Genomic DNA, 21518 nt, shown 5'->3' on the forward strand with positions numbered 1-21518 from the left:
ATATCCGCCGAGCCGACCCGCGCCCAGGAGGTTTGCCATGCCCGCGGACCGACCCATCGCCCTTGACGAATACCCCGTCCACCAGGCCCCGTTGTCCATGAAGTACGTCGCCACCGGCGACCGCAACGCCTACGACCGCTGCATCTTCCACGTCTTCGACCACGCGGGACGGGCCGTTCTCATCCTCGGCCTCGGCGTCTACCCCAACACCGGGGTCATCGACGCCTACGCCACCTTGCGCCTCGGTGACGAACTCCTCGCCGTCCGCGCCTCCGACGCCCTCACCGACGACCGGATGAACCTGTCCGTCGGCCCGCTGCGCATCACCGTGGACGTCCCGCTGCGCACCCTGGGCCTGCACTGCGCCGCGGACCCCGACGACCCGGACGGGCTCTCGTACGACCTCACCTGGACCGCGGCCTTCCCCGCGGTCTGGGAGCCGCACCACGTCCAGCGGCGCGGCGACCGGCTGATGCTGGAGGGCCGCCGCTTCGTGCAGGCGGGCGGGGTCACCGGCACCATCCGGGCCAAGGGCGAGGAGATCCGCCTCGCCGAAGGCGAGTGGACCGGCACCCGGGACCGCAGTTGGGGCGTGCGGCCGATCCCCGGTGAGGAGGGCGGCCGCGCGGCCGAGGAGCACCGCACCGAAGGCTTCCACTGGCTCTGGGTCCCCGTCCGCTTCGAGGACCGCTTCCTGATGGTCATCGTCCAGGAGGACGCCGACGGCCACCGCGCCCTGAACGAAGCCGTGCAGGTCTTCCCCGACGCCGCCGGGCGGGGCGACGTACAACTCGGTTGGCCCCAGGCCGACATCCGCTACCGGTCCGGCAGCAGGCACCCCGAGAGCGCCGTCATCCACCTCACCGATCCGGCGCGCAAACCCCTCGAACTCGGCGTGGAGATCCTGAACTCCTCGCCCCTCGCCGTCGGCGCCGGCTACCCGCCCGCCGCCGACTGGCAGCACGGCACCTGGCAGGGCCGCGGCTGGACCGACCGCCGCGTCTACGACCTCTCCGACCCCGCGGCCCACCCCATGGCCGCCTACGGCGTCACCGACCACTCCGCCCGCTTCACCCTCGACGGGCGGACCGGTTTCGGCATCTTCGAACACGGCAGCTTCGGCCGCCACGACCCGAGCGGCTTCACCGACTACGGATCCGTCGCTCCGTAGCGAGGCCGATGACGAGCCCCGTCACGCGTCCCGTCACGCGCCCCGTGAAGCCGACGCCCGGAGACCCGAACGAAGCCCGCAGGAAAGGGGTGGCCATGGCCACGGCACCACGTCCCCGCACCTCCACCCGCGAACCCGAGGAGCTCGGCCGTCGCCTCGCGGCCTGGCTCGGCACCAGCCTCCCCGGCGCGGAGGTCACCAACATCCGCGTCCCCGGCTCCAACGGCATGTCCAGCGAGACCCTGCTCTTCGACATCGAGCACCCCGACACCCCGGTCAAGGAGTGCGCGCTGCGCCTGGCCGCGGACCCGGCGGCCTACACCGTCTTCCCCACCTACGACATGCCCCGCCAGCACCGGGTGATGAGCCTGGTCGCCGAGCACACCGACCTGCCCGTGCCGCGCGTGCAGTGGCTGGAGGCGGACCCTGGACCGCTCGGCGCGCCGTTCTTCGTGATGGCCCGCGCCGAGGGCCGGGTGCCGCCCGACGTCATGCCCTACACCTACGAGGGCAACTGGCTGCACGCGGCGAGCGACGCCGAGCGGGCGGGGCTCCAGGAGGCGAGCATCTCCCTGCTCGCCCGGCTGCACGACCAGTTCCCCGCCGCGCGGGCCGAGTTCCTGCTCCCCGAGGGCACGGGCAGCCCGCTGCGCCGGCACGTCGACGCCCAACGTGCCTACTACGACTGGGTGGTGGGCGGCCTGGCCCGCTCGCCGCTGCTGGAGCGGGCCTTCGAGCGGCTGGAGGAGATCTGGCCCGCCGACGAGGGGCCCGCCGTCCTGAACTGGGGCGATGCCCGGATCGGCAACGTCGTCTACGACGGTTTCCGGCCGGTCGCGGTCCTGGACTGGGAGATGGCGGCGTACGCCCCCCGCGAGGTCGATCTCGGGTGGACGGTCTACCTGCACCGCTTCTTCCAGGACCTCACCGTCGGCTTCGGACAGCCCGGCCTACCGGACTTCCTGCGCCGGGACGACCTGGAGCGCCGCTACGCGGAGCTGACCGGACACACCCCGCGGGACATGGACTTCCACACGCTGTACGCGGCCCTGCGGCACGGCATCGTGATGCTGCGGATCGCCTACCGCCAGGCCCACTTCGGCGAGGTGGAGGTCCCGGCGGACCCGGACGGCCTGATCCTGCACCACGCCAGCATCGCCGCCATGGTGCAGGGAACCTACTGGAACCGGGACTGACCGGTCAGGCCGCCTGGACGTGCAGGACAGGACGCGAGCCCGGACCGCCGACGTGCGAGAAGGGCTGCGTCCGCCAGTCGAGGCCCTGGGGGAGCGTGAGGACCACGACCGGGTCGAGCCCCCGGTCGCCGGAACCGGCACCGGAACCGGCACCGGCGCCCGCCTGCGCGTCGGCGGCGGGCCGGCCCGTGCCCGCGCACACGGTCATGCCGAAGGGGTTCCAGGGGCTCAGGCAGAGCCCGTGCTCCGGCAGGAACTCCTCGTCCGCGACCAGCGCGATCGACTGCCCGCAGTCGGGGCAGACGGCGTGGTGGACGTCGAAGGCCAGGGCGCCCTCCGCGAAGTCCGGGTAGTCGGCGTCCTGGTCGAAGTCGCCGTACTCGCCGTCGAGAGGTTCGGCCCGTTCGTGCGGTGCCGGTGCGGTGCGACCCGCGCGCTTGGTGTTCTGCATGGTTGTTCCCCCTTGGGTGGGCCGGGCGAGACGTTCGGCCACGGCCACAGCAAGCACTTCCCGTCGCGCGGCACGAGTAACCACAACCACCCCGCGTACGCCTGCATACCCCTGTGGCCTTGGTCACATGCCCGCCGCAGGTGCCACTTGTCCGTGGACACCACTGGGCCTGGAGCGCCCCGGGGCAATAGGTTGGGCGGCTATGAGTGCAATGGAGGAGCTGGACCGCCAGATCGTGGATCTGCTCGTGCGGGACGGGCGGATGAGCTACACCGACCTGGGCAAGGCGACGGGGTTGTCCACGTCCGCGGTGCACCAGCGGGTACGCCGGCTGGAGCAGCGCGGGGTGATCCGCGGCTACGCGGCCGTCGTCGACCCGGAGGCCGTCGGGCTGCCCCTGACCGCCTTCATCTCGGCGAAGCCGTTCGACCCGAGCGCCCCCGACGACATCGCGGACCGACTGGCCGTGGTCCCCGAGATCGAGGCCTGTCACAGCGTGGCGGGCGATGAGAACTACATCCTGAAGGTCCGGGTGGCGACCCCGCTGGAGCTGGAGGACCTGCTGGGCCGCGTCCGCGCCCTGGCCCACGTCTCGACCCGCACGACCGTGGTGCTGTCCACCCCGTACGAAGCCAGGCCGCCCCGGGTGTGACCCCGGCCCGTCGGGGTCCGTGACGGTCCGTCGGGGTCCGCCCCGGCGGGCCGCTGGTCGGGCCGCGCGCACGGACCGGCGAGACTGTTCCCATGACCGACCGCGCCGCCGCCGCCGCTTCCGACCTGCCCACCGTCCTGCTCCGCCGGGGCGAAGTGCACAGCCCCGCCGACCCCTTCGCCACCGCGATGGTCGTCGAGCGCGGCCACATCGCCTGGGTGGGCTCCGAGGGCGCAGCCGACGCCTTCGCCCAGGGCGTCGACGAGGTCGTCGACCTGGACGGCGCGCTGGTCACCCCCGCCTTCACCGACGCCCACGTGCACGTCACGGCCACCGGCCTCGCCCTGACCGGCCTGGATCTCACCGGCGCCCGCACGCTGGCGGACGCGCTGGCGCTCGTACGGGCGTACGCCGAGCGGCGGCCCGCCGACCGGGTGCTCCTCGGGCACGGTTGGGACGCGGCCCGCTGGCCCGAGCGGCGCGCGCCGCTCCGCTCCGAGCTGGACGAGGCGACCGGCGGCCGCCCGCTCTACCTCAGCCGGGTCGACGTGCACTCGGCCGTGGTCACCACCGCCCTGCTCGACCTCGTCCCGGCCGTACGGCACCCGGGCGACGAGCCGCTGACCCGCGGGGACCACCACGCCGTCCGGGCGGCTGCGCTCGCCGCCGTCACGCCCATCCAGCGCGCCGAGGCCCAGCGGGCGGCTCTCGACCACGCGGCCTCGCTCGGCATCGGATCCGTCCACGAGTGCGGCGGCCCCGACATCTCCTCGGCCGAGGACTTCCACGACCTGATGAACCTCGCGCGCGAGCGGCCCGGCCCCCGGGTCTTCGGCTACTGGGCCGACCGCGACCTCGCGCTGGCCCGGGAACTCGGAGCGGTCGGCGCCGCCGGCGACCTCTTCGTCGACGGCGCCCTCGGCTCGCACACCGCCTGCCTGCACGCCCCCTACGCGGACGCCGCCCACACGGGCACGGGCTACCTCGACGCCGCCGAGGTGGGCGCCCATGTGGCCGCCTGCACCGAGGCGGGCCTCCAGGCCGGCTTCCACGCCATCGGGGACGCCGCGCTCACCGCCGTCGTCGAGGGCGTCCGCGCCGCCGCGGACAAGCTCGGCCTCGATCGCGTGCGCGCCGCCCGGCACCGCGTCGAGCACGCCGAGATGATGACCCCGGACACCATTGCCGCCTTCGCCGAGCTCGGCCTCACCGCCTCCGTCCAGCCCGCCTTCGACGCCGCCTGGGGTGGCGCGGAGGGCATGTACGTCGACCGGCTGGGCGCCGAGCGCGCCCGCACCCTGAACCCCTTCGCCGCGATGCTCAAGGCGGGCGTCCCGCTCGCCTTCGGCTCCGACGCCCCGGTCACCCCGCTCGATCCCTGGGGCACCGTCCGCGCGGCCGCCTTCCACCGGACCCCGGAGCACCGGATCTCCGTACGGGCCGCCTTCACCGCGCACACCCGGGGCGGCTGGCGCGCGCTGGGCCGCGACGACGCGGGGGTGCTGGTGCCGGGCGCCCCGGCGGACTACGCCCTGTGGCGGACCGACGAGCTGGTGGTGCAGGCCCCCGACGACCGGGTCGCGCGCTGGTCCACCGACCCGCGCTCCGGCACGCCCGGCCTGCCGGTCCTGACCCCCGGGGCCGCGCTGCCCGTGTGCCTGGCCACCGTCGTCGGCGGCCGGGAGGCATTCGTACGCCCACAGGGGTGATCCGTCCGGCCTCGGTTCGGCAGCGGCCCCCGGACCCGGATAGGTTCGGCCCGGTCCACCACAGGACGCCCGTGCCGGACGGATCCGTCTGCTCAGCGCGCCCGCGCCTCGGGGGCGAGGGAAGGTTTCGCCGGACGGGGGTCCCTCCCTGCTCCGCCGGAGCTCGGGGCGGGTGGCCCCGATCGGGGCCCGGAGTCCAGTAGACAACGGTCACGGCGGCCCGCAGCCAGCGGGAGCCCGGCCGGCCCGAAGGACCCCGGGCCCCGATTCTCCGCCGCACCGTCCCCGCTGTTCTAAAATCGGTTCGCAGTGACGGGACGGGGAGCAGCGAAAAGGGGAATCTGTGAGTGACGGCGGTGAGCGGCGCTACGGCCCGCTCGGCACGGTGCTGGTGATCATTCCGACCTACAACGAGGCGGAGAACATCGGCCCGATCGTCGCCCGCGTACGCGCGGCGGTTCCCCGGGCGCACGTCCTGGTGGCGGACGACAACAGCCCCGACGGCACCGGCAAGCTCGCCGACGAGCTGGCCGCGGTCGACGAGCAGGTGCACGTCCTGCACCGCAAGGGCAAGGAGGGCCTGGGCGCCGCCTATCTGGCGGGCTTCGCCTGGGGCCTGGAGCGCGACTACGGCGTCCTGGTCGAGATGGACGCCGACGGCTCCCACCAGCCCGAGGAACTGCCCCGGCTGCTCACCGCCCTCAAGGGGGCCGACCTGGTGCTGGGTTCGCGCTGGGTGCCCGGCGGCCGGGTGGTCAACTGGCCCCGGCACCGGGTGCTGCTCTCGCGGGGCGGTTCGACGTACTCCCGGCTGATGCTGGACGTGCCGATCCGCGATGTCACCGGCGGCTACCGCGCCTTCCGCAGGGAGACCCTGGAGGGGCTGGGCCTGGAGCAGGTCGCCTCGGCCGGGTACTGCTTCCAGGTGGACCTGGCGCGCCGGTCCGTCGGCGCGGGCTTCCATGTGGTCGAGGTGCCCATCACCTTCGTCGAGCGCGAGTTCGGCGACAGCAAGATGAGCCGCGACATCGTGGTCGAGGCCCTGTGGCGGGTCACGCAGTGGGGCGTCGCGGCCCGCGCCGCGAAGCTGGGCCCCCGCCGCCCGGCCGGTGGCTCCGGCCGGTCCTGAACGCGGCGCGCCCGGCCCCGGCGGCGGTGTTCCGCTGCCGGGGCCGGGCGCGTACGTACGTGGCTCAGGGGGCCAGCGGCGGGCGGTACCCGGTGTCCGGGCCGGACCCGTGGCGCGGCGCCGCGTCCTCGCGGATCACCTCGCCCTGCACGACCATCCCGTCGGGCTGGTGGATCCGGGCCTGCTGGAAGGCGTCGCCGAAGGAACCGGCGGGCGCCGCCGCCATCTTGCGCTCCAGCGAGCCGGTCACGCGACGGCCGAGCCAGCCGCGCACGGGCGGCAGCAGCAGGAGCAGGCCGGCGAGGTCGGAGAGCAGGCCGGGCACGATGAGCAGCAGTCCGCCGAGCATGACGAGGCCGTTGCCCGAGCCGGGCTGCTGCGGGGTCGGCCGCTGCCCCGTCTGGGCCTGCTGGAAGGTCTGCGCGAGGTTCTTGAAGGCGCGCCGTCCGGCCCGCTTGATGACCACCACGCCGAGCACCAGGCCGACCGCGAGCACCAGGGCCACGGCGAATCCGCCGCCCAGGGCCGCGAGCCGGCCGAGCAGCCAGATCTCCAGGATGAACCAGGCGACTACCGCCAGGGGAACGAAGGTACGGGCGGGCGAGCGCCGCCGGGGGGCCGTCGAGGTGGGAACGCCGGTCGTCATACCTCCAGTGTGCCCGGGGCCGCGTAAAAGCGACCTCAATCGGAGGTACCGGACATCCCCTAGGGGTTGTCCGGCCCCGGGGGACCGGAACGGCGCACGCCGAGGGCCCCCGCCACACGGAATGTGGCGGGGGCCCTCGGCTTGTTGGTGTCCGGGTGTCAGGCGGACTTGCGGCTGTCCCGCGGATGCACGGCAATGTTCATGGCGCCGGAACGAAGGACCGCCAGCCTCTCGGCCAGCACTTCCTCCAGCTCCTCGCGGGTGCGTCGCTCCATGAGCATGTCCCAGTGCGTTCGCGCAGGCTTGCCCTTCTTCTCTTCGGGCCCGTCGCCGTCCACCAGAAGTGCCATGGCGCCGCACGCCTTGCACTCCCACTCCGGCGGAATGTCGGCCTCAACCGAGAACGGCATCTCAAATCGATGTCCGTTCTGGCATGCGTACTCCACCGCCTGGCGCGGGGCCAGATCGATGCCGCGGTCCGTCTCGTAGCTGGTAACCACGAGGCGCGTACCGCGGAGAGCTCGCTCACTCATGAATCGTGCCTCCCGGGCTTGTCGCCCACAGGACAGGTGTCGCTGTCGTCGTCATCCGGTCAACGTCCGGTCGGCGGTATTGATTCCCGCTCCGGGTCATGCGTCGCCCGTCGTACCGCCCCTTGTTGTACCCACCAATGCCCGTTTTGTCACATCTGGCAGCAGATGTCACCCAGCGTCTTCATTTATTGACTACGCAGTAACGGTCCGCCTGGCAGGCCAAAGGCGTACACTACCGGCCCTTCGCTTCAACGTCTAAATTTGTTCGGAACTCGTTCGCCAGATCGGCCGACGGGCCCCATTTCGACCGCCGCCGGGCGGTGCTCAGATCCTCTCCGGGACAGGATTCCCCGCCGCTTCCACCGCGCGCCGCACCGGCACCCTCGCGAGGAGCGCGAATCCCAGTGCGAAGAAGACCACCAGCGAGATGATCGCGTCCCGGTAGCTGCCCGTGACCTGGTACGTCAGGCCGAAGACCAGGGGGCCGACCCAGCTCAGGCCGCGGTCGCTCATCTCGTACGCGGAGAAGTACTCGGCCTCCTTGCCCGCCGGGACGAGGTGCGAGAAGAGCGAGCGCGAGAGCGCCTGGCTGCCGCCCAGGACCAGCCCGATCATGGACGCGAGTGCGAAGAACCACACCGGGGTGCGGGCCGGGAGGAAGTATCCGGCGGCCAGCGTGAGCCCCCACGCGGCCAGCGAACCGAGGATCGTCCGCTTGGCGCCGTACGTTCGGGCCAGACGGCCCATCCCCAGTGCGCCCGCCACCGCGAGCACCTGGACCAGCAGCACCGCCACGATCAGCGTGGACTGCTCCAGCTCCAGCTCCTCCGAGCCGTAGATCGAAGCCTGCGAGATCACCGTCTGCACGCCGTCGTTGTAGATCAGGTACGCGAGCAGGAACGACAGGGTCAGCGGATAGCGGCGCATGTCCTTGAGCGTCGCTATCAGCTGCTTCCACCCGCTGACGGCCGGGCCCGCCTCCCGCACCACCGTCCGGTCCCGCAACCGGCGCAGCGGGATGATCGCGAAGGCCCCCCACCACAGACCGGCCGAGGCCAGGCAGATGCGCACGGCCATGCCCTCGGAGAGGCCGAAGGAATCGTGGCCCTGGAACAGCACCAGGTTCAGCACCAGGACGAAGGCGCCCGAGGTGTAGCCGAAGGCCCAGCCCCGCGAGGAGACGGTGTCGCGCTCGTCCGGACCCGCGATCTGCGGCAGGTAGGCGTTGTACAGCACCATCGAGACCGCCAGGGAGGCGTTCGCGACGATCAGCAGCAACCCGCCCAGCAGGTAGTGGTCACCGCCCAGGAAGAACATTGCGGTCGTGGCCGCGGCCCCGGTGTACGCCGCCGCCGCGAGCAGCGGCTTCTTGCGGCCGCCGCGGTCCGCCACCGCCCCCACCAGCGGCATGATCAGCACGGCCACGATCACCGAGGCCGACACCGCGTACGCGAAGAACGACCCGGCCCGCACCGGTATGCCCAGCGGGTGGACGTAGCCCTGCGCGTCCGCGGCGGCCTTGGCCACCGAGGTCAGGTACGGCCCGAGGAACACCGTGAGCACGCTCGTCGAGTACACCGAGCAGGCGAAGTCGTAGAAGTACCAGCCGTGCTGCTCGCGCTTGCGGGCCGCCGCGGCGGCCTTCCCGCCGTCGGCCGCCCCGCCCCCGTTGCCGTCGTCCCCCGCACCGGGTTCCGTTTCCGCCGTGGTCCGCGTGCTCATCCGTGCCCCTCGCTGGTCCCCGTACCGCACGGCCCGCCGCGCCCCGCGCGGCGGCCGTGCGGGCCGGTCAGGCCCAGGCCCCGCGGCGCTCCAGCACCGTGCGCAAGATGTCGATCCGGTCGGTCATGATGCCATCGACACCCAGGTCCAGCAGCGATTCCATACGTTCCGATTCGTTCACGGTCCACACGTGCACCTGGAGGCCCCGCGCGTGCGCCGTCTCCACGAAGCGCCGGTCGACCACGCGGATGCCCGACTGGACCTCCGGAACCTGCGCCGCCACCGCGCCCACGCGCAGCGCCGCCGGGATCGCGAACGAGCGCAGCCGCAGCCCCAGCACGCCCCGCACCCCGTACGAGGTGGCCAGCCGGGGCCCGGCGATCCGCTGCGCCCGCGCCACCCGTCCCTCCGAGAACGAACCGACGCACACCCGGTCCCAGGCCCCGGTCCGCGCGATCAGGTCGAGCAGCGGGAAGAGCGCGGGCTCGGCCTTGACGTCCACGTTCCAGCGGGCGTGCGGGAACTCCTCCAGCAGCTCCTCGAAGAGGGGCAGCGGCTCGCTCCCGGCCACCCGGGCCGCGCGCACCGCGCTCCAGGGGAGCTCGCCGATCCGCCCCCGCGCATCGGTCACCCGGTCCAAGGTGGCGTCGTGGAAGGCGACCAGGCGTCCGTCGGCGGTCGCGTGGACGTCGGTCTCGAAGTACCGGTAGCCCGCGGCGGCGGCCCGCCGGAAGGCGGTGGCGGTGTTCTCCAGCCCGTCCGCGGCCCCGCCGCGGTGCGCGAAGGGAAGCGGAGTCGGGTGGTCCAGATAAGGGTGCCGAAGGCGTACGTGCGTCACGGCGGCAGTATGCACCGGCCGGGCCGGCGCCGCCGCGGGCGGCCGGGCGCGCCGCCTTGGAGCCCCCGTGGGCACCTCCGGGTCCCTGTGGCCCCTCTGGACCCCCTCTGGTTCAAGTGGCGCCCGGCGTGACACCCTGAGGCCGCAGGACCAAGCCAATCCCGGCCGCGGCACCCCCGCTCCGGGGCCAATCCTTCGAAGGTGGACCGGACAGCATGGCTCAGTGGACCTCGGCCGTCGGTGCCGCACAGCTCGCCCGGCTGATCACCTCGCAGCAGCCGCAGCCCGCGGTGGCGGGCGCGCGCAAGCCGCCGGCCTACCGTGCGCTCGCCGACGGGATCAGGTTGTTGGTCCTGGAGGGCCGGGTGCCCGTCGCGGCCCGGCTGCCCGCCGAGCGCGAGCTGGCCGTCGCCCTCTCGCTCAGCCGCACCACCGTCGCCGCCGCCTACGAGGCCCTGCGCTCCGAGGGGTTCCTGGAGTCCCGCCGCGGCGCCGGCAGCTGGACCTCCGTACCGGCCGGGAACCCGCTGCCCGCGCGCGGCCTGGAGCCACTGCCGCCGGAAGCCCTCGGTTCCATGATCGACCTCGGCTGCGCGGCCCTGCCCGCCCCCGAACCGTGGCTGACCAAGGCCGTCCAGGGGGCGCTGGAGGAGCTGCCGCCGTACGCGCACACCCACGGGGACTACCCGGCGGGCCTGCCCGCGCTGCGCCGGATGCTCGCCGACCGCTACACCGAGCGCGGCATCCCGACCATGCCCGAGCAGATCATGGTCACCACCGGGGCGATGGGCGCGATCGACGCCATCTGCAGCCTCTTCGCCGGCCGCGGCGAGCGCATCGCGGTGGAATCCCCCTCCTACGCCAACATCCTCCAGCTCATGCGCGCCGCCGGGGCCCGCCTGGTGCCCGTCGCGATGGCGGACGGGCTCGACGGCTGGGACATGGCGACCTGGCGCCAGGTGCTGCGCGACGCCGCGCCCCGCCTCGCCTACGTGGTCGCGGACTTCCACAACCCCACCGGAGCCCTGGCCTCCGAGGAGCAGCGCCGCGAGATGGTCGAGGCGGCCCGCTCGGCCGGCACCGTCCTGGTCGTGGACGAGACCATGGCCGAGCTGCGCCTGGACCCCGACCTGGAGCTGCCCCGCCGGGTCTGTTCCTTCGACCCCTCGGGCAGCACGGTCATCACGGTCGGCTCGGCCAGCAAGGCTTTCTGGGCCGGCATGCGGATCGGCTGGGTCCGGGCCGCCCCGGACGTGATCCGCAGCCTGGTGGCCGCCCGCGCCTACGCCGACCTGGGCACCCCGGTGCTGGAACAGCTGGCGGTGAACTGGCTGATGCGGACCGGGGGCTGGGAGGAGGCGGTGGAGATCCGCCGCACCCAGGCCCGGGAGAACCGGGACGCGCTGGTCGCGGCCGTGCGCCGGGAACTGCCCGACTGGGAGTTCGTGGTGCCGGGCGGCGGGCTGACCCTGTGGGCCCGGGCGGGCGGGCTGTCCGGCTCCCGGCTGGCGGAGGTGGGGGAGCGGGTCGGCGTGCGCGTCCCCTCCGGCCCGCGGTTCGGGGTCGACGGGGCCTTCGAGGGCTACGTACGCCTGCCGTTCACGGTCGGCGGCCCGCTGGCCGATGAGGCCGCCTCCCGCCTGGCCGCCGCGGCCCGGCTCGTGGGCAAGGGCGCGGGCGGCGGCGGAGCGGAGCCCCCGCGCACGTTCGTCGCGTAACGGCGAAGGAGCCGGGGCGCCGCGGGCGGGGTCCTACGGTGCGTCCGCCGCGACCTCGGGGATCTCGGAGGCGTCGATCGCGGCGCCCTGGGCCGGGGTCCGGTCCGGGTGCGGGCGCAGTGGCTTCGACAGGGTGGTGCGGGCGCGCTCGGGCAGCAGGTCGCGCACGGCATCGCGGTGCACCGGGTGCGCCGCGTCGTCGTAGGGGTCCGGGGTGGCCGGGACCTGGAGCCGGTGCACCGGACCCGACCCGAGCCGGGCGTACCCGCGGCCGGGCGGGACCTGCGGGGTCGGCGTGGTGTGCGGGGGCAGCCCGAGGACCTCGGCGATCTGGTGGATCGCGGCGGGTCCGAGCACGGCCCGGGCCCGGGTGTGCTGCCACACCGCGTCGCTGAGGAACTCCAGGTGGTCGAACTGCTCGGCCACCACCACCGTGACGTGGACGGCCCGCCCGTGCCGCAGCGGGACCTGGAGCAGGCCCAGCGGATCGGGGCGCCCCTCGGCCGATGCCAGGTGGCCGAGCACACTGGGCCGGTCCAGCAGGATCCACAGGGGGCGCCGGACGTCCTCGGGGGCGGGCTGCCCCGCTTCGCGGGCCCGGTGCCCGGCGATCAGTCGCCGCTCGGTCTCGTGGGCGGCCCACTCCAGGATCGCGAGCGCCCCGGCCGGCCCGCTCTCCACGGCGAGCACGCCCGTGCGCCCCGAGAGGCAGGAGTACTCGCCGCTGCCGCCGCCCTCGACCACGACGACGTCACCGCCGTGCTGGAGTGCCTGCAGGGCGATGGAGCGCAGCAGGGTGGAGGTGCCGCTGCCGGGTTGGCCGACGGCGAGCAGGTGGGGCTCGGTGGAGCGGGGGCCGGTCCGCCAGATCACCGGCGGCGCGTCGCGGGTCTCCTCGCCGTCGGCCACCGGGAGCGTGCGCTGCACCGAGGAGGCGTCGGTGAAGCCGAGGACGGTCTCGCCGGGCGAGGTGACGAAGGGCTGGGCGGCGATGCTCGTGGGCAGCGCCGTCAGCACGCTCAGGTCCAGCTGGTTGCCCTCTTCGTCCCAGGCGAAGAGGTACTCCCGCCCGCGCCCCGACTTGGCGTGCAGCAGGGACTCGATGCGCGCCCGCGAGGAGGCCTCGCCGTCGGTGAAGTACGCCGGGTAGCGGATCCGCAGCCGGGTGAGACGGCCCGCGTCGTCGAAGGCGAAGTCGCTGAAGGCCTTGTCCCACTCGCCGCCGTGGGCGAAGAGCGGGCTGGGGTCCTCGGGGAGGGAGAAGTAGGGGACGAGGGCTTCGTAGAGGGAGCACAGGCGCTCGGTCTCCGCGTCGCCGGGCCCGGTCCGCACCGGGGTGCGGTCCCGCCCGTGCCAGCCGGCCGCCGCCATGAGGGTGACCAGGGCGGTCAGCGGTCCGTACGGCACGAGCGCGACCACGAGCACGCAGGCGGCCCCCAGGAACAGCGCGGGACCGCGCCGGTCCTTCGGGGTGGCCGCCCACCTGCGCCGCCCGGCCGTGGCCAGGACGCGCAGGCCCCGCCCGATGGTCAGCAGCGGATGGAGGACGTCCGTGGCGTTGTCGGCGGCCGTGCGAGCGAGGTCGCGACCCCGGCTCAGCGAGGCGTTGCCGCTGATGAGGATGCGGGGAAGTGGGCGCCGGGCCACGGGCGTCTCCTGTGGTTCTTCGGTGCTGCTGGTACGGGCGGGGGTCGGGTCGGTCAGAGCTTGATGCCGCCGAGGAGGCTCGCGAGGCTGGCCGTGCTGGCCGTGATGCTCGGAGCGATGGCCGATCCGGCGAGGAAGAAGCCGAACAGCGCACAGACGAACGCATGGGACAGCTTCATCCCGTCCTTCTTGAAGAAGAGGAAGCAGATGATGCCGAGCAGGACGACACCTGAGATGGACAGGACCATAAGAAGCTCTCCAAGCTCTCCTGGTGGGTGGGGACAGTCACCATCAGTTGTTCCAGGCTCACAGCAAGTATCAATGCGATAAAAGGTGCAGATGGGTGATTTCTGTAATTTTTCACTGATCCGGACCAGTCGGACCGGCTCCGGGCCCGCTCCGCCGCCGCTCCCGTCGCGCTCCCTCGCGCGGGGGGATCTTTGCCTCGGTCCGGCCCCGCCATGTCCCGGTGCGGGCAGTACTCTGTCGATTCACCCGTACGGACGTAGCGCCGTGCGTTCCCCTGCCCGCCCGGCCTGGGGAAACTTCACGCCAGGCAGCCAATGAGAGGCGGTACGACCCGATGAGCGAGCACGCCGAGAACGGCCACCAGGACGTCCCCGAGGTTCCCGACGAGGACGTCATCGAGCTGGCCACCAAGATCTTCGACCTCGCCCGGCAGGGTGACACCGAGACGCTCACCGCGTACCTCGACGCGGGCGTCCCGGCGAACCTCACCAACGACCGCGGCGACACCCTGGTCATGCTCGCCGCCTACCACGGCCACGCCGAGGCCGTCACGGCCCTGCTCGCCCGCGGCGCCGAGGGCGACCGCGCCAACGACCGCGGTCAGACCCCGCTCGCCGGCGCCGTCTTCAAGGGCGAGGAGCCGGTGATCCGCGCCCTGCTCGCGGGGGGAGCCGACCCGAACGCGGGCACGCCGTCCGCGGTGGACACCGCGCGCATGTTCGGGAAGGCCGACTTGCTCGAACTCTTCGGAGCCAAGTAGTCCGTTTCTACGGGGGCGTACGTCCCGGGTTGATCACGGCGGCCTTAAATGTGGTCGCGGTGCGCAAACCGGCTGGGTCATCATGGCGACGGATTCGATTCGCGAACCAGGCGGACGGGCAGGAACGGGCAGGACAAGACAGGTCCTCGCCCGGTCCGGCCGCCGGACGCGACGCACCGAGAGAGTGAGAAGGCAATGGTCTACATCGAGCGGAACAAGACGGCGAACGTCCTCACATGCTGTTACGCGGCCCTGTGAATCCCGATTCCCGGTCGCGTCCCCAGCTTGATTTGAGGCCCTTCCCATGTTCGAACCAGTCATAGCGCCGAGCGGGACCCTGCTCGGTCTCCTCCAGCGCGGCCGCGGCGACGGCACGCTGCACGCGCTCGCCGCGCCCAGGGCGGAGGCCCTCGCGGCCCTCAACCAGTGCGTGCTGCGAGATCCGCGCCAGGACTGGCAGGTCGAGAACCGCTCCCTGTACTACGCCCGCCTGTACCTGGACCTCAGCGGTCCGCTCGGCGAGATCGAGGCGCACCTCTTCAGCGCCGAAGACCTCCTCGACGACGGCGACGGCCGCACCGGCCTCGCGCTGTCCGTCCTCGGCCACCTGGCCTCGTACGGCCGCGACGACGCGCTGATGCTGCTGCGCCGCTACGCCGCCGCCGGTGCGAACTGGGCCTGGGCCCTCGACGAACTCGCGCTGCGCGACGACGACGCCGGACTGCGCGCCCTGGCCGGGCCCGTCATGGCCCGGTTCCCCGACACGGTCGAGGGCGGGGCGCTGCTCGCGGCCGCCGTCCGCGACGCCTACGAACCGCGCCCGTGGAGCCTGTGGGAAGGGGGAGCCGAGTTCGGCGAGCGGCTGCGCGCCGCCCGCCAGCAGGGCTCCTTCGACCGCTGGCAGCGGCAGCTCACCCCGTCCGGGCCCCGCCCGGGCTGGGGCGTCCAGGCCGTCTTCGACTGGGCCGCGGACGGGCTGCTGCGCGGTACGCCGCTGCACGTCCCCGCCGCCCGCTGCCTGGCCGCCGTCGCCACCCCGGAGGACCGGTCGGCGATCCTGGCCGCCGCCGCGGGTGCCAACGGCGAGGCCGCCCGCGCCACCGCCCTGCACCACCTCGTCCTGGCCGAGCCGGGGAACCCGGCCGTCCTCGACCTGATCGAGGCCGCCGGCGACGAACCCGCCGTGGCCGCCTACGAGCGCATGTGCGGCCCCGCCGCCGTCGACCGGGCCCGGGCCTGGGTGCACCGCCCCGACGCCCTGGGCGCGGCGGCGGCGGCCCTGCTGGCCGCCCGTGGCGGAGCCGAGGACGCCGGCCTGGTGCTCGGCGCGCTGCGCGCGACGGTCCGCGCGGCCGGACCCGACACCGTACGGCTCTTCACCCTGGTGGACGGCGCGGGACGGCTCGCCATCGGCTGCGCCGCACCCGTACTGCGCCACATCTACCGCGAGACCGCCTCCTCCCACCTGCGCGGCCGCGCCGCGCAGGCCCTGGCCAGCACCGACCCGTCCTTCGCGGCGGGCTTCGCGGTCGAGTGCCTGTGGGACTGCGAGGAGACCACCCGCGAGGTGGCCGCCCACCACGCCGAGACCGCCGACGCCCGGGTCGCCCCGCGGCTGCGCCGCCTGGCGGCGGATCCGGCGGAAGAGGAAGACGTGCAGTCGGCGGTCCGCAACCGGATCGCACCGGAGTCCGCCGTGTAGCGGGGATCCGGCGCGAGCCGTACGGCACGCGCCGCACGGCGTTCGAGGACGCGGGGGCGGGGACGAGGAGGCGAGCGCCTCCTCTCCCCGCCCCGCCTCGTTCCGCACCCCGTACGGTCCTCCGGGCACCCGAACAGTGGCGCCGCGGCCGCCGCTGCGGCGGCGGCCCGCCCCGGGGTCACCCCGTCGTGACGAACCGCACCGGGGTCCCCGGCCGCGCCTGGGCGGCGCGGTGGAGCGCCGCGGCCGCGACCACCCCCAGCACCGGATAGCCCCCGGTGACCGGGTGGTCGGCCAGGAACACCACGGGCAGCCCGTCCGGCGGCACCTGCACCGCCCCCAGGACCATGCCCTCGCTGGGCAGCTCACCGCCGCGGGCGCGCACCAGCGGCGGCCCGCCCCCGGTGCGCAGGCCGATCCGGTTGCCCGCCGAGGAGACCCGGTAGCGCGCGCCCCCCAGGGCGGCGACGGACGCACGGGTGAACCAGTCGTGCCGAGGGCCGAGGAGCACCGGAAGGACCAGCTCCGCCGGCGGCGCGGGCAGCGGCAGGACGTCCGCCCCCACGACCGGTCCCGCGGGCGCCCCCACGGGCAGGGCCGTGCCCGTCGTCAGGACCGGCGGACCGAGACCCGACAACAGGTCCGTCGAGCGGCTGCCCAGTACCGGGGGCACCGCGAACCCGCCGCGCACGGCGACGTAGCTGCGCACACCGCCGAGCGCGGGGCCGACCTCCAGCACCGCGCCGGCGGCGAGGCGCACCGGCGCGCTCCAGGCCGCCGGACGACCCGCCGCCCGTACGGCACAGGGCGCGCCCGTGACCGCCACCGTGACCGGCGCCAGGGCGCGCAGCGCGACCCCGTCCAGGGTGGTCTCCAAGGTCGCCGCGTCGGCTGGGTTGCCCAGCAGGCGGTTGGCGAGGGCGTGCGCGGGCGCGTCCAGTGCGCCGGAGCGCGGCACGCCGAGGTGCGCGTACCCCGGCCGGCCGAGGTCCTGCACGGTGGTCAGCGCCCCGGCCCGCACCACTTCGAGGCGCGCGTCCCCGCCACCGCGGCCCGGTGCGCGCGTCATCCGGCCGCCGCCACGAAACGGACCCGCACGCCGGGCGCGAACAGTGCGGCCGGTTCGCGCGCCGGGTCCCACAGCACCGCGTCCGTGGAACCGATCAACTGCCAGCCGCCGGGGGAGGAGCGCGGGTACACCCCCGCGTACTCGCCCGCCAGCGCGAGCGAGCCCGCCGGCACGGACGTCCGCGGGCTGGCCCGGCGGGGCGGCCACAAGGGCTCCGGGAGCCCGGTGAGGTAGCCGAAGCCCGGCGCGAAACCGCAGAAGGCCACCCGGAACTCCGTCCCGCCGACGATCTCCGGCACCCGCGCGGGCGGTACGTCCCACAGCGCGGCCACCTCGGCCAGGTCCGGCCCGTCGTAGCGCACCGCCACCCGCACCAGCGGCCCCTCGGCCGGCGCGAGCGCCGGCACCCGCCAGCCGCCGATCCGGGCGGCGAGCGCGGCGGGCTCCCGCACCCCGTCGAGCAGCACGGTCCGCGCGGCCGGCACGATCTCCCGCACGCCGCCCAACTCGCCCGCGTCGCGGCGCCGCACCAACTCCGCGTGCAGCGCGGCCACCCCGGCCGCCGAATCCACCTCGCAGAGCAACGCCTCCCGCCCCACCCGCACCACGTGCGTGCGGGTGGGGGCGGGGGCGGTGGGGCCCGTACCGGGGCCGGAGCCTGAGCTCGTGCCCGGGCTCACGCGAAGGACTCCACGCGGATCCCGGCGCTGCCCAGGGCCTCCCGTACCCGCGCGGCCAGGGCCGCCGCGCCCGGGGTGTCGCCGTGCAGGCACAGCGAGCGGGCCGGGACCGGCACCGGGGACCCGTCCACGGCCGTCACGGTGCCCGCGGTCGCCACCGCCAGGGCCTGCGCCACGACCGCCCCGGCGCTCGCCAGCACCGCCCCCGGCCGGTCGCGCGGCACCAGGGTCCCGCCCGGGGCGTACGCGCGGTCGGCGAAGCCCTCCGGGACGGCGACCAGGCCCGCCTCGGCGGCGGCCGCCAGCAGCAGCGAGCCGGGCAGACCGAGCACCGGCAGCGGCCCGCCGGGACCCGTCGCCCACCGGACGCCCTCGACCACCGCGGCCGCCTGCGCCGCGTCGTGCACCGTCCGGTTGTAGAGGGCGCCGTGCGGCTTCACGTACGAGACCCGCGACCCCGCCGCCCGCGCGAACACCTCCAGCGCCCCGATCTGGTAGGCCACCTCGGCGGCCAGCTCGGCCGCCGGCACCTCCATCGCCCGCCGGCCGAAGCCCGCCAGGTCGCGGTAGGACACCTGCGCCCCGATCCGCACGCCCCGCTCGGCGGCCAGCTCGCAGACCCGCCGCATGATGGACGGGTCCCCGGCGTGGAAGCCGCAGGCCACGTTGGCGCTCGTCACCACCGACAGCAGCGCCTCGTCGTCGGTGAGCGTCCAGCGGCCGAACCCCTCGCCCAGATCGGCGTTGAGGTCGATGACGGGTCCGGCGGCGTCCGGCGCGGGTCCGGCGGATGTGATCATGGATGCCATACGGCGAGCGTAGAACAGCGACGGGTCGGCGGGCGTGGTCCCGGCGGGTGCGGGTGCGGGTGCGGGTGCGGGTCCGGGTCCGGGTCCGGCGGACGATCCGGCCGAACCATGCCGTTTGGGATGTTGTCCGGGTCAGCGCCTAGTCTTTCCGTCGTGACTTTCCCCGCCCCGGCCAAGACCCATCCCTCCCCGGCGCCGGGCCCGGCCGCCGACGAGGGCCTGGCCAGGCGCCTGCGCGCGCTCGCCTGCACCGCGCCGCTGCACGACCTCGACGTGCGCAAGGCCAATCTCGCCGGCGAGTACGGCGGCTACGCCATGGCCGAGGTCGCGCTCGCCGCGATCGACCTGATCACGCTCAACATGGACTTCGACACCGGCGCGGACCACGAGCAGATAGTGGCCAGGCTGCTGCCCCGCGTCGCCGCCCAGGCCCCCGGCCGCCCGGCCACCGAGCACGAGCGGGTGGCCCGCTGGGTCCTGGAGAACCTGATCAACGTCGGCAGCGTCGACCGCGGCTTCCGCGCGATCTACGGCACCTTCGGCCCCGACGGCGTCTACGTCCGCCGGGACTACGACTTCAAGCTCATCGAGGAGGTCCCGGGCTACGGCGGCGCCGTCTACCTGCGCACCACCGACGAGGCCGTCAACGTCCTCGTCGGCGCCCTCGACACCGATGTCACCAGCGCCCAGATCGCCGCCGAGGTGAAGCTGGAGGTGCTCATCAGCCGGGGGCGCCTCGCCGACGCCCAACTCGCCGCCGAGCAGGCCCGCTACCGCACCGTGCAGTACGCCGAGACGCTGCGCCGGACCCTGGACGCGACCCGGCGCAACGTGCGCGCCGTGGACTGGCTCCAGGCCGTCCCGGACATGATCGCGGAGGCGCTGGACCACGTCGCCGACCGCTACCGGCACGAGAACGCGATCCTCACCAACATCCGCAAGGCCCGCGACGAGGCCGAGGAGCCCGAGAACAAGCGGCGCGCCGCCGAACTCGTCGACATCGTCAAGGACTGCATCCGCCGGCACACCCAGCTCCAGTCCCGCCTGCTCGACGCGGGCCCGCTCTTCCGCGCCGAACAGGACCGCCAGGCCTTCGCCGCCCCCGCGCCGCGCTCCGGCATCGACCTGTACGGGCAGCTCGTGGCCCCGCTGCTGCCGCTCGCGGTGTCGCAGGCCTGCCGGGTCACCGACGCCTTCTTCGCCGCCGGAACCGGACTGCGCACCCCCGTCTCGGTCCGGGTCGCCGACCTCGTGGAGATCCTGCTCACCCCGCCCGTCGAGCGCGAGCACCTCGGTGTGGAGATGCCCGAGCCGGACCTGATCGCCACCCCCGACGACAGCCGCTTCAGCGAGGAGCAACTGGCCGGCGCCATGCGCCTGCTGGACCTGCCGCACGACGCCCCGCGCCGCCTGTCCGGACTGCTCGCCGAGGCCCGCCGGCAGGATCCGGACCTGCCGTACCTGGTCGCGCTGCTCGCCGTGCACGCCGCGAGCCCGGCGGTCGGCACGGCGTACCGCCAGGGCGAGGAGCGGATGCTCTTCGCCGTGGACGACGGTACGGAGCTGGACGACCCGGAGTTCGGCGGCGCCGACCTCATCGTCGGCACGGCCCTCCTCGACGCGGCCGCCATGACCGCCGCCCGCACGGAAGCCGCATGACCCCGCCCCGCGCCCACCCTCCGGTATCGGCGGTGCGGGGGGCGGTCGTCGACTCCACCGGACCCGTGGCTCCGGACGCGCGGACGCGCCGACCCGGCCACCGGCCCGGCGGGTCGGGCGGGGCCCGGACCGGAACCCGACCGACCACGCGCACCATCCCCACGCGCACCATCCCCACCCGCCCCGCGAGCACCCGCCCCGCGAGCACCCGCACCGCCCCCGAGGAGACGTACCCGTGAGCGACCACCACGCCGAGCACCCCGCGTGGAGCGAGCCCGACGCGGCACCGGCATCGTCGTCGGCGTCGGCCCACGCCCAGGCCGCCGCCCCCGTCACGCCGGCCGACGCCGCCGACGCGGCCCGGCTCGTCGCCTTCGGGCTCCAGCCCAAGCTGCTGCCCGCCCGCGACGCCGAATACGCCGAGCTGCTGCGCCGCTACCGCGAGGACCCCGCCTTCGGGCGGCTCGCCGACGCCGTCGCCACCGGCCTCGGGCTGGTCGTCCTGGAGGTCTCCACCCGGGCCGGGATGGCCGTTGCCGCGGGCGAGGACTCCGTCTTCGCCGTCCGCATGGGCGACTACGCCCGCCGCGCCACCGCCGACTCCGCGGACCGCTTCCTGCACGGCCTGGCCCACCTCGCCGTCGCCGCCCTGGCCTTCCCCCGCCCCGAGGACCTCGCCGACGACGGCTACATCGGCCGGATCACGGTCAACGGCGTCGACGCCTTCGTCCGCCAGACCTGCCGCCGCCTGGAGGAGCGCGCCGAGGAGCACGGCGAGAACACCGACCCGGCCACCGACGCCCCCGGCCTGGAGGCCGCCTGGCGGGTCTACGCCCGGCGCAGCGCCACCGGAGCCACCAAGGACGCCCGCCGCCTCGCCGGCTCCACCACCGGCATCGTCGGCAAGGCCGCCGCCTTCCTCACCGATTCCGGTTTCCTCCAGCGCACCGGGGACGACGCCGGGGGCACCTACCGGACCACCGCGCGCTACCAGCTCCAGGTCCGCGACATGGCCGGCAGCGCCGCGATGGCCGAACTGCTCGAACTCGGCGTGGTCGCCGTCAGCGACGGCTCCGCCACCCTGCTGCCGCCCCCCGAGGGCGACGACCTCGAACTCGCCGCCGACGCGGGCCTTCCCTTCCACACCTGAGCCCCGCCCGGGCCGCCCCTGGGCCGGC

Annotated in this window: 21 protein-coding genes; 11 read left to right on the forward strand and 10 right to left on the reverse strand. The window is 74.5% G+C overall.

Annotated features, from left to right (window positions below; translation table 11 throughout):
- The first annotated feature begins 37 nt into the window (after positions 1–37).
- Together ACIBEA_RS19450 and ACIBEA_RS19455 are read left to right on the forward strand one after the other, a co-directional pair.
- Complete coding sequence (locus ACIBEA_RS19450; RefSeq protein WP_399262423.1) at positions 38–1171, forward strand: hypothetical protein; 1134 nt, start codon at positions 38–40, stop codon at positions 1169–1171.
- 95 nt (positions 1172–1266) lie between these two features.
- Positions 1267–2367, forward strand: a complete 1101-nt coding sequence (locus tag ACIBEA_RS19455) for a phosphotransferase family protein (RefSeq protein ID WP_399262425.1) — start codon at positions 1267–1269, stop codon at positions 2365–2367.
- 4 nt (positions 2368–2371) lie between these two features.
- Here ACIBEA_RS19455 and ACIBEA_RS19460 read toward each other — a convergent pair whose 3' ends face one another.
- Entirely contained in the window at positions 2372–2818 is a 447-nt protein-coding gene (locus ACIBEA_RS19460; RefSeq protein WP_399262427.1) for a hypothetical protein, read from the reverse strand.
- Between the two features lie 211 nt (positions 2819–3029).
- On the opposite strand from ACIBEA_RS19460, the gene ACIBEA_RS19465 reads away from it, so the two are divergent.
- The 3 genes from ACIBEA_RS19465 to ACIBEA_RS19475 all read left to right on the forward strand — a co-directional run bounded on the left by ACIBEA_RS19465 (position 3030) and on the right by ACIBEA_RS19475 (position 6308).
- The gene (locus tag ACIBEA_RS19465) at positions 3030–3470 is read left to right on the forward strand and encodes an Lrp/AsnC family transcriptional regulator (protein ID WP_399262503.1); all 441 of its coding nucleotides are present in this window, start codon (positions 3030–3032) and stop codon (positions 3468–3470) included.
- Between the two features lie 92 nt (positions 3471–3562).
- Positions 3563–5179, forward strand: a complete 1617-nt coding sequence (locus tag ACIBEA_RS19470; RefSeq protein ID WP_399262429.1) for an amidohydrolase — start codon at positions 3563–3565, stop codon at positions 5177–5179.
- A gap of 343 nt (positions 5180–5522) precedes the next feature.
- Positions 5523–6308 (forward strand): polyprenol monophosphomannose synthase, encoded by a 786-nt coding sequence (locus tag ACIBEA_RS19475; RefSeq protein ID WP_399262430.1) that lies wholly within the window; start codon positions 5523–5525, stop codon positions 6306–6308.
- A gap of 64 nt (positions 6309–6372) precedes the next feature.
- On the opposite strand, the gene fxsA is transcribed toward ACIBEA_RS19475, so the two are convergent.
- The 4 genes from fxsA to ACIBEA_RS19495 all read right to left on the reverse strand — a co-directional run bounded on the left by fxsA (position 6373) and on the right by ACIBEA_RS19495 (position 10047).
- Positions 6373–6954: an FxsA family membrane protein gene (gene fxsA / locus ACIBEA_RS19480; RefSeq protein ID WP_399262432.1), complete on the reverse strand. Its 582-nt coding sequence runs from the start codon at positions 6952–6954 to the stop codon at positions 6373–6375.
- Positions 6955–7112: 158 nt separating this feature from the next.
- The gene (locus ACIBEA_RS19485) at positions 7113–7487 is read right to left on the reverse strand and encodes an RNA polymerase-binding protein RbpA (protein ID WP_031146696.1); all 375 of its coding nucleotides are present in this window, start codon (positions 7485–7487) and stop codon (positions 7113–7115) included.
- A 324-nt stretch (positions 7488–7811) separates the two neighbouring features.
- Entirely contained in the window at positions 7812–9209 is a 1398-nt protein-coding gene (locus ACIBEA_RS19490; protein ID WP_399262434.1) for an MFS transporter, read from the reverse strand.
- Positions 9210–9276: 67 nt separating this feature from the next.
- Entirely contained in the window at positions 9277–10047 is a 771-nt protein-coding gene (locus tag ACIBEA_RS19495; protein WP_399262436.1) for a glycerophosphodiester phosphodiesterase family protein, read from the reverse strand.
- Positions 10048–10262: 215 nt separating this feature from the next.
- Here ACIBEA_RS19495 and ACIBEA_RS19500 point away from each other — a divergent pair, with 215 nt between their 5' ends.
- Positions 10263–11765, forward strand: a complete 1503-nt coding sequence (locus tag ACIBEA_RS19500) for a PLP-dependent aminotransferase family protein (protein WP_399262438.1) — start codon at positions 10263–10265, stop codon at positions 11763–11765.
- Positions 11766–11798: 33 nt separating this feature from the next.
- On the opposite strand, the gene ACIBEA_RS19505 is transcribed toward ACIBEA_RS19500, so the two are convergent.
- Positions 11799–13412: a hypothetical protein gene (locus ACIBEA_RS19505; RefSeq protein WP_399262440.1), complete on the reverse strand. Its 1614-nt coding sequence runs from the start codon at positions 13410–13412 to the stop codon at positions 11799–11801.
- A gap of 53 nt (positions 13413–13465) precedes the next feature.
- A complete protein-coding gene (locus ACIBEA_RS19510) occupies positions 13466–13660 on the reverse strand; it encodes a hypothetical protein (protein WP_008743136.1) in 195 nt (64 codons plus the stop codon).
- A 335-nt stretch (positions 13661–13995) separates the two neighbouring features.
- Between ACIBEA_RS19510 and ACIBEA_RS19515 the strand changes: the two genes are divergently transcribed.
- Positions 13996–14421 carry an ankyrin repeat domain-containing protein gene (locus ACIBEA_RS19515; RefSeq protein ID WP_385788016.1) on the forward strand — a complete coding sequence of 142 codons (426 nt, stop codon included), beginning with the start codon at positions 13996–13998 and terminating at the stop codon, positions 14419–14421.
- Between the two features lie 304 nt (positions 14422–14725).
- Positions 14726–16123, forward strand: a complete 1398-nt coding sequence (locus tag ACIBEA_RS19520; protein ID WP_399262443.1) for a HEAT repeat domain-containing protein — start codon at positions 14726–14728, stop codon at positions 16121–16123.
- A 178-nt stretch (positions 16124–16301) separates the two neighbouring features.
- On the opposite strand, the gene ACIBEA_RS19525 is transcribed toward ACIBEA_RS19520, so the two are convergent.
- From ACIBEA_RS19525 to ACIBEA_RS19535, 3 genes are all read right to left on the reverse strand, one after another.
- Entirely contained in the window at positions 16302–17192 is an 891-nt protein-coding gene (locus ACIBEA_RS19525; RefSeq protein ID WP_399262445.1) for a biotin-dependent carboxyltransferase family protein, read from the reverse strand.
- Positions 17189–17800 (reverse strand): allophanate hydrolase subunit 1, encoded by a 612-nt coding sequence (locus tag ACIBEA_RS19530; protein WP_399262505.1) that lies wholly within the window; start codon positions 17798–17800, stop codon positions 17189–17191. Before ACIBEA_RS19530 ends, ACIBEA_RS19525 begins: the two co-directional genes overlap by 4 nt.
- Positions 17801–17868: 68 nt before the next feature.
- Positions 17869–18672 (reverse strand): LamB/YcsF family protein, encoded by an 804-nt coding sequence (locus ACIBEA_RS19535; RefSeq protein ID WP_399262507.1) that lies wholly within the window; start codon positions 18670–18672, stop codon positions 17869–17871.
- A 117-nt stretch (positions 18673–18789) separates the two neighbouring features.
- Between ACIBEA_RS19535 and ACIBEA_RS19540 the strand changes: the two genes are divergently transcribed.
- From ACIBEA_RS19540 to ACIBEA_RS19550, 3 genes are read left to right on the forward strand one after another with little or no spacing between them, the layout of a single operon-like run.
- Complete coding sequence (locus ACIBEA_RS19540) at positions 18790–20340, forward strand: hypothetical protein (RefSeq protein ID WP_399262447.1); 1551 nt, start codon at positions 18790–18792, stop codon at positions 20338–20340.
- Positions 20337–20579 carry a hypothetical protein gene (locus tag ACIBEA_RS19545; RefSeq protein WP_399262449.1) on the forward strand — a complete coding sequence of 81 codons (243 nt, stop codon included), beginning with the start codon at positions 20337–20339 and terminating at the stop codon, positions 20577–20579. The genes ACIBEA_RS19540 and ACIBEA_RS19545 overlap by 4 nt, the downstream gene beginning before the upstream one ends.
- Complete coding sequence (locus tag ACIBEA_RS19550; RefSeq protein WP_399262451.1) at positions 20576–21490, forward strand: hypothetical protein; 915 nt, start codon at positions 20576–20578, stop codon at positions 21488–21490. Before ACIBEA_RS19545 ends, ACIBEA_RS19550 begins: the two co-directional genes overlap by 4 nt.
- Positions 21491–21518: the final 28 nt, after the last annotated feature.

The organism is Streptomyces sp. NPDC051555, assembly GCF_044454405.1.
GTDB lineage: Bacteria > Actinomycetota > Actinomycetes > Streptomycetales > Streptomycetaceae > Streptomyces.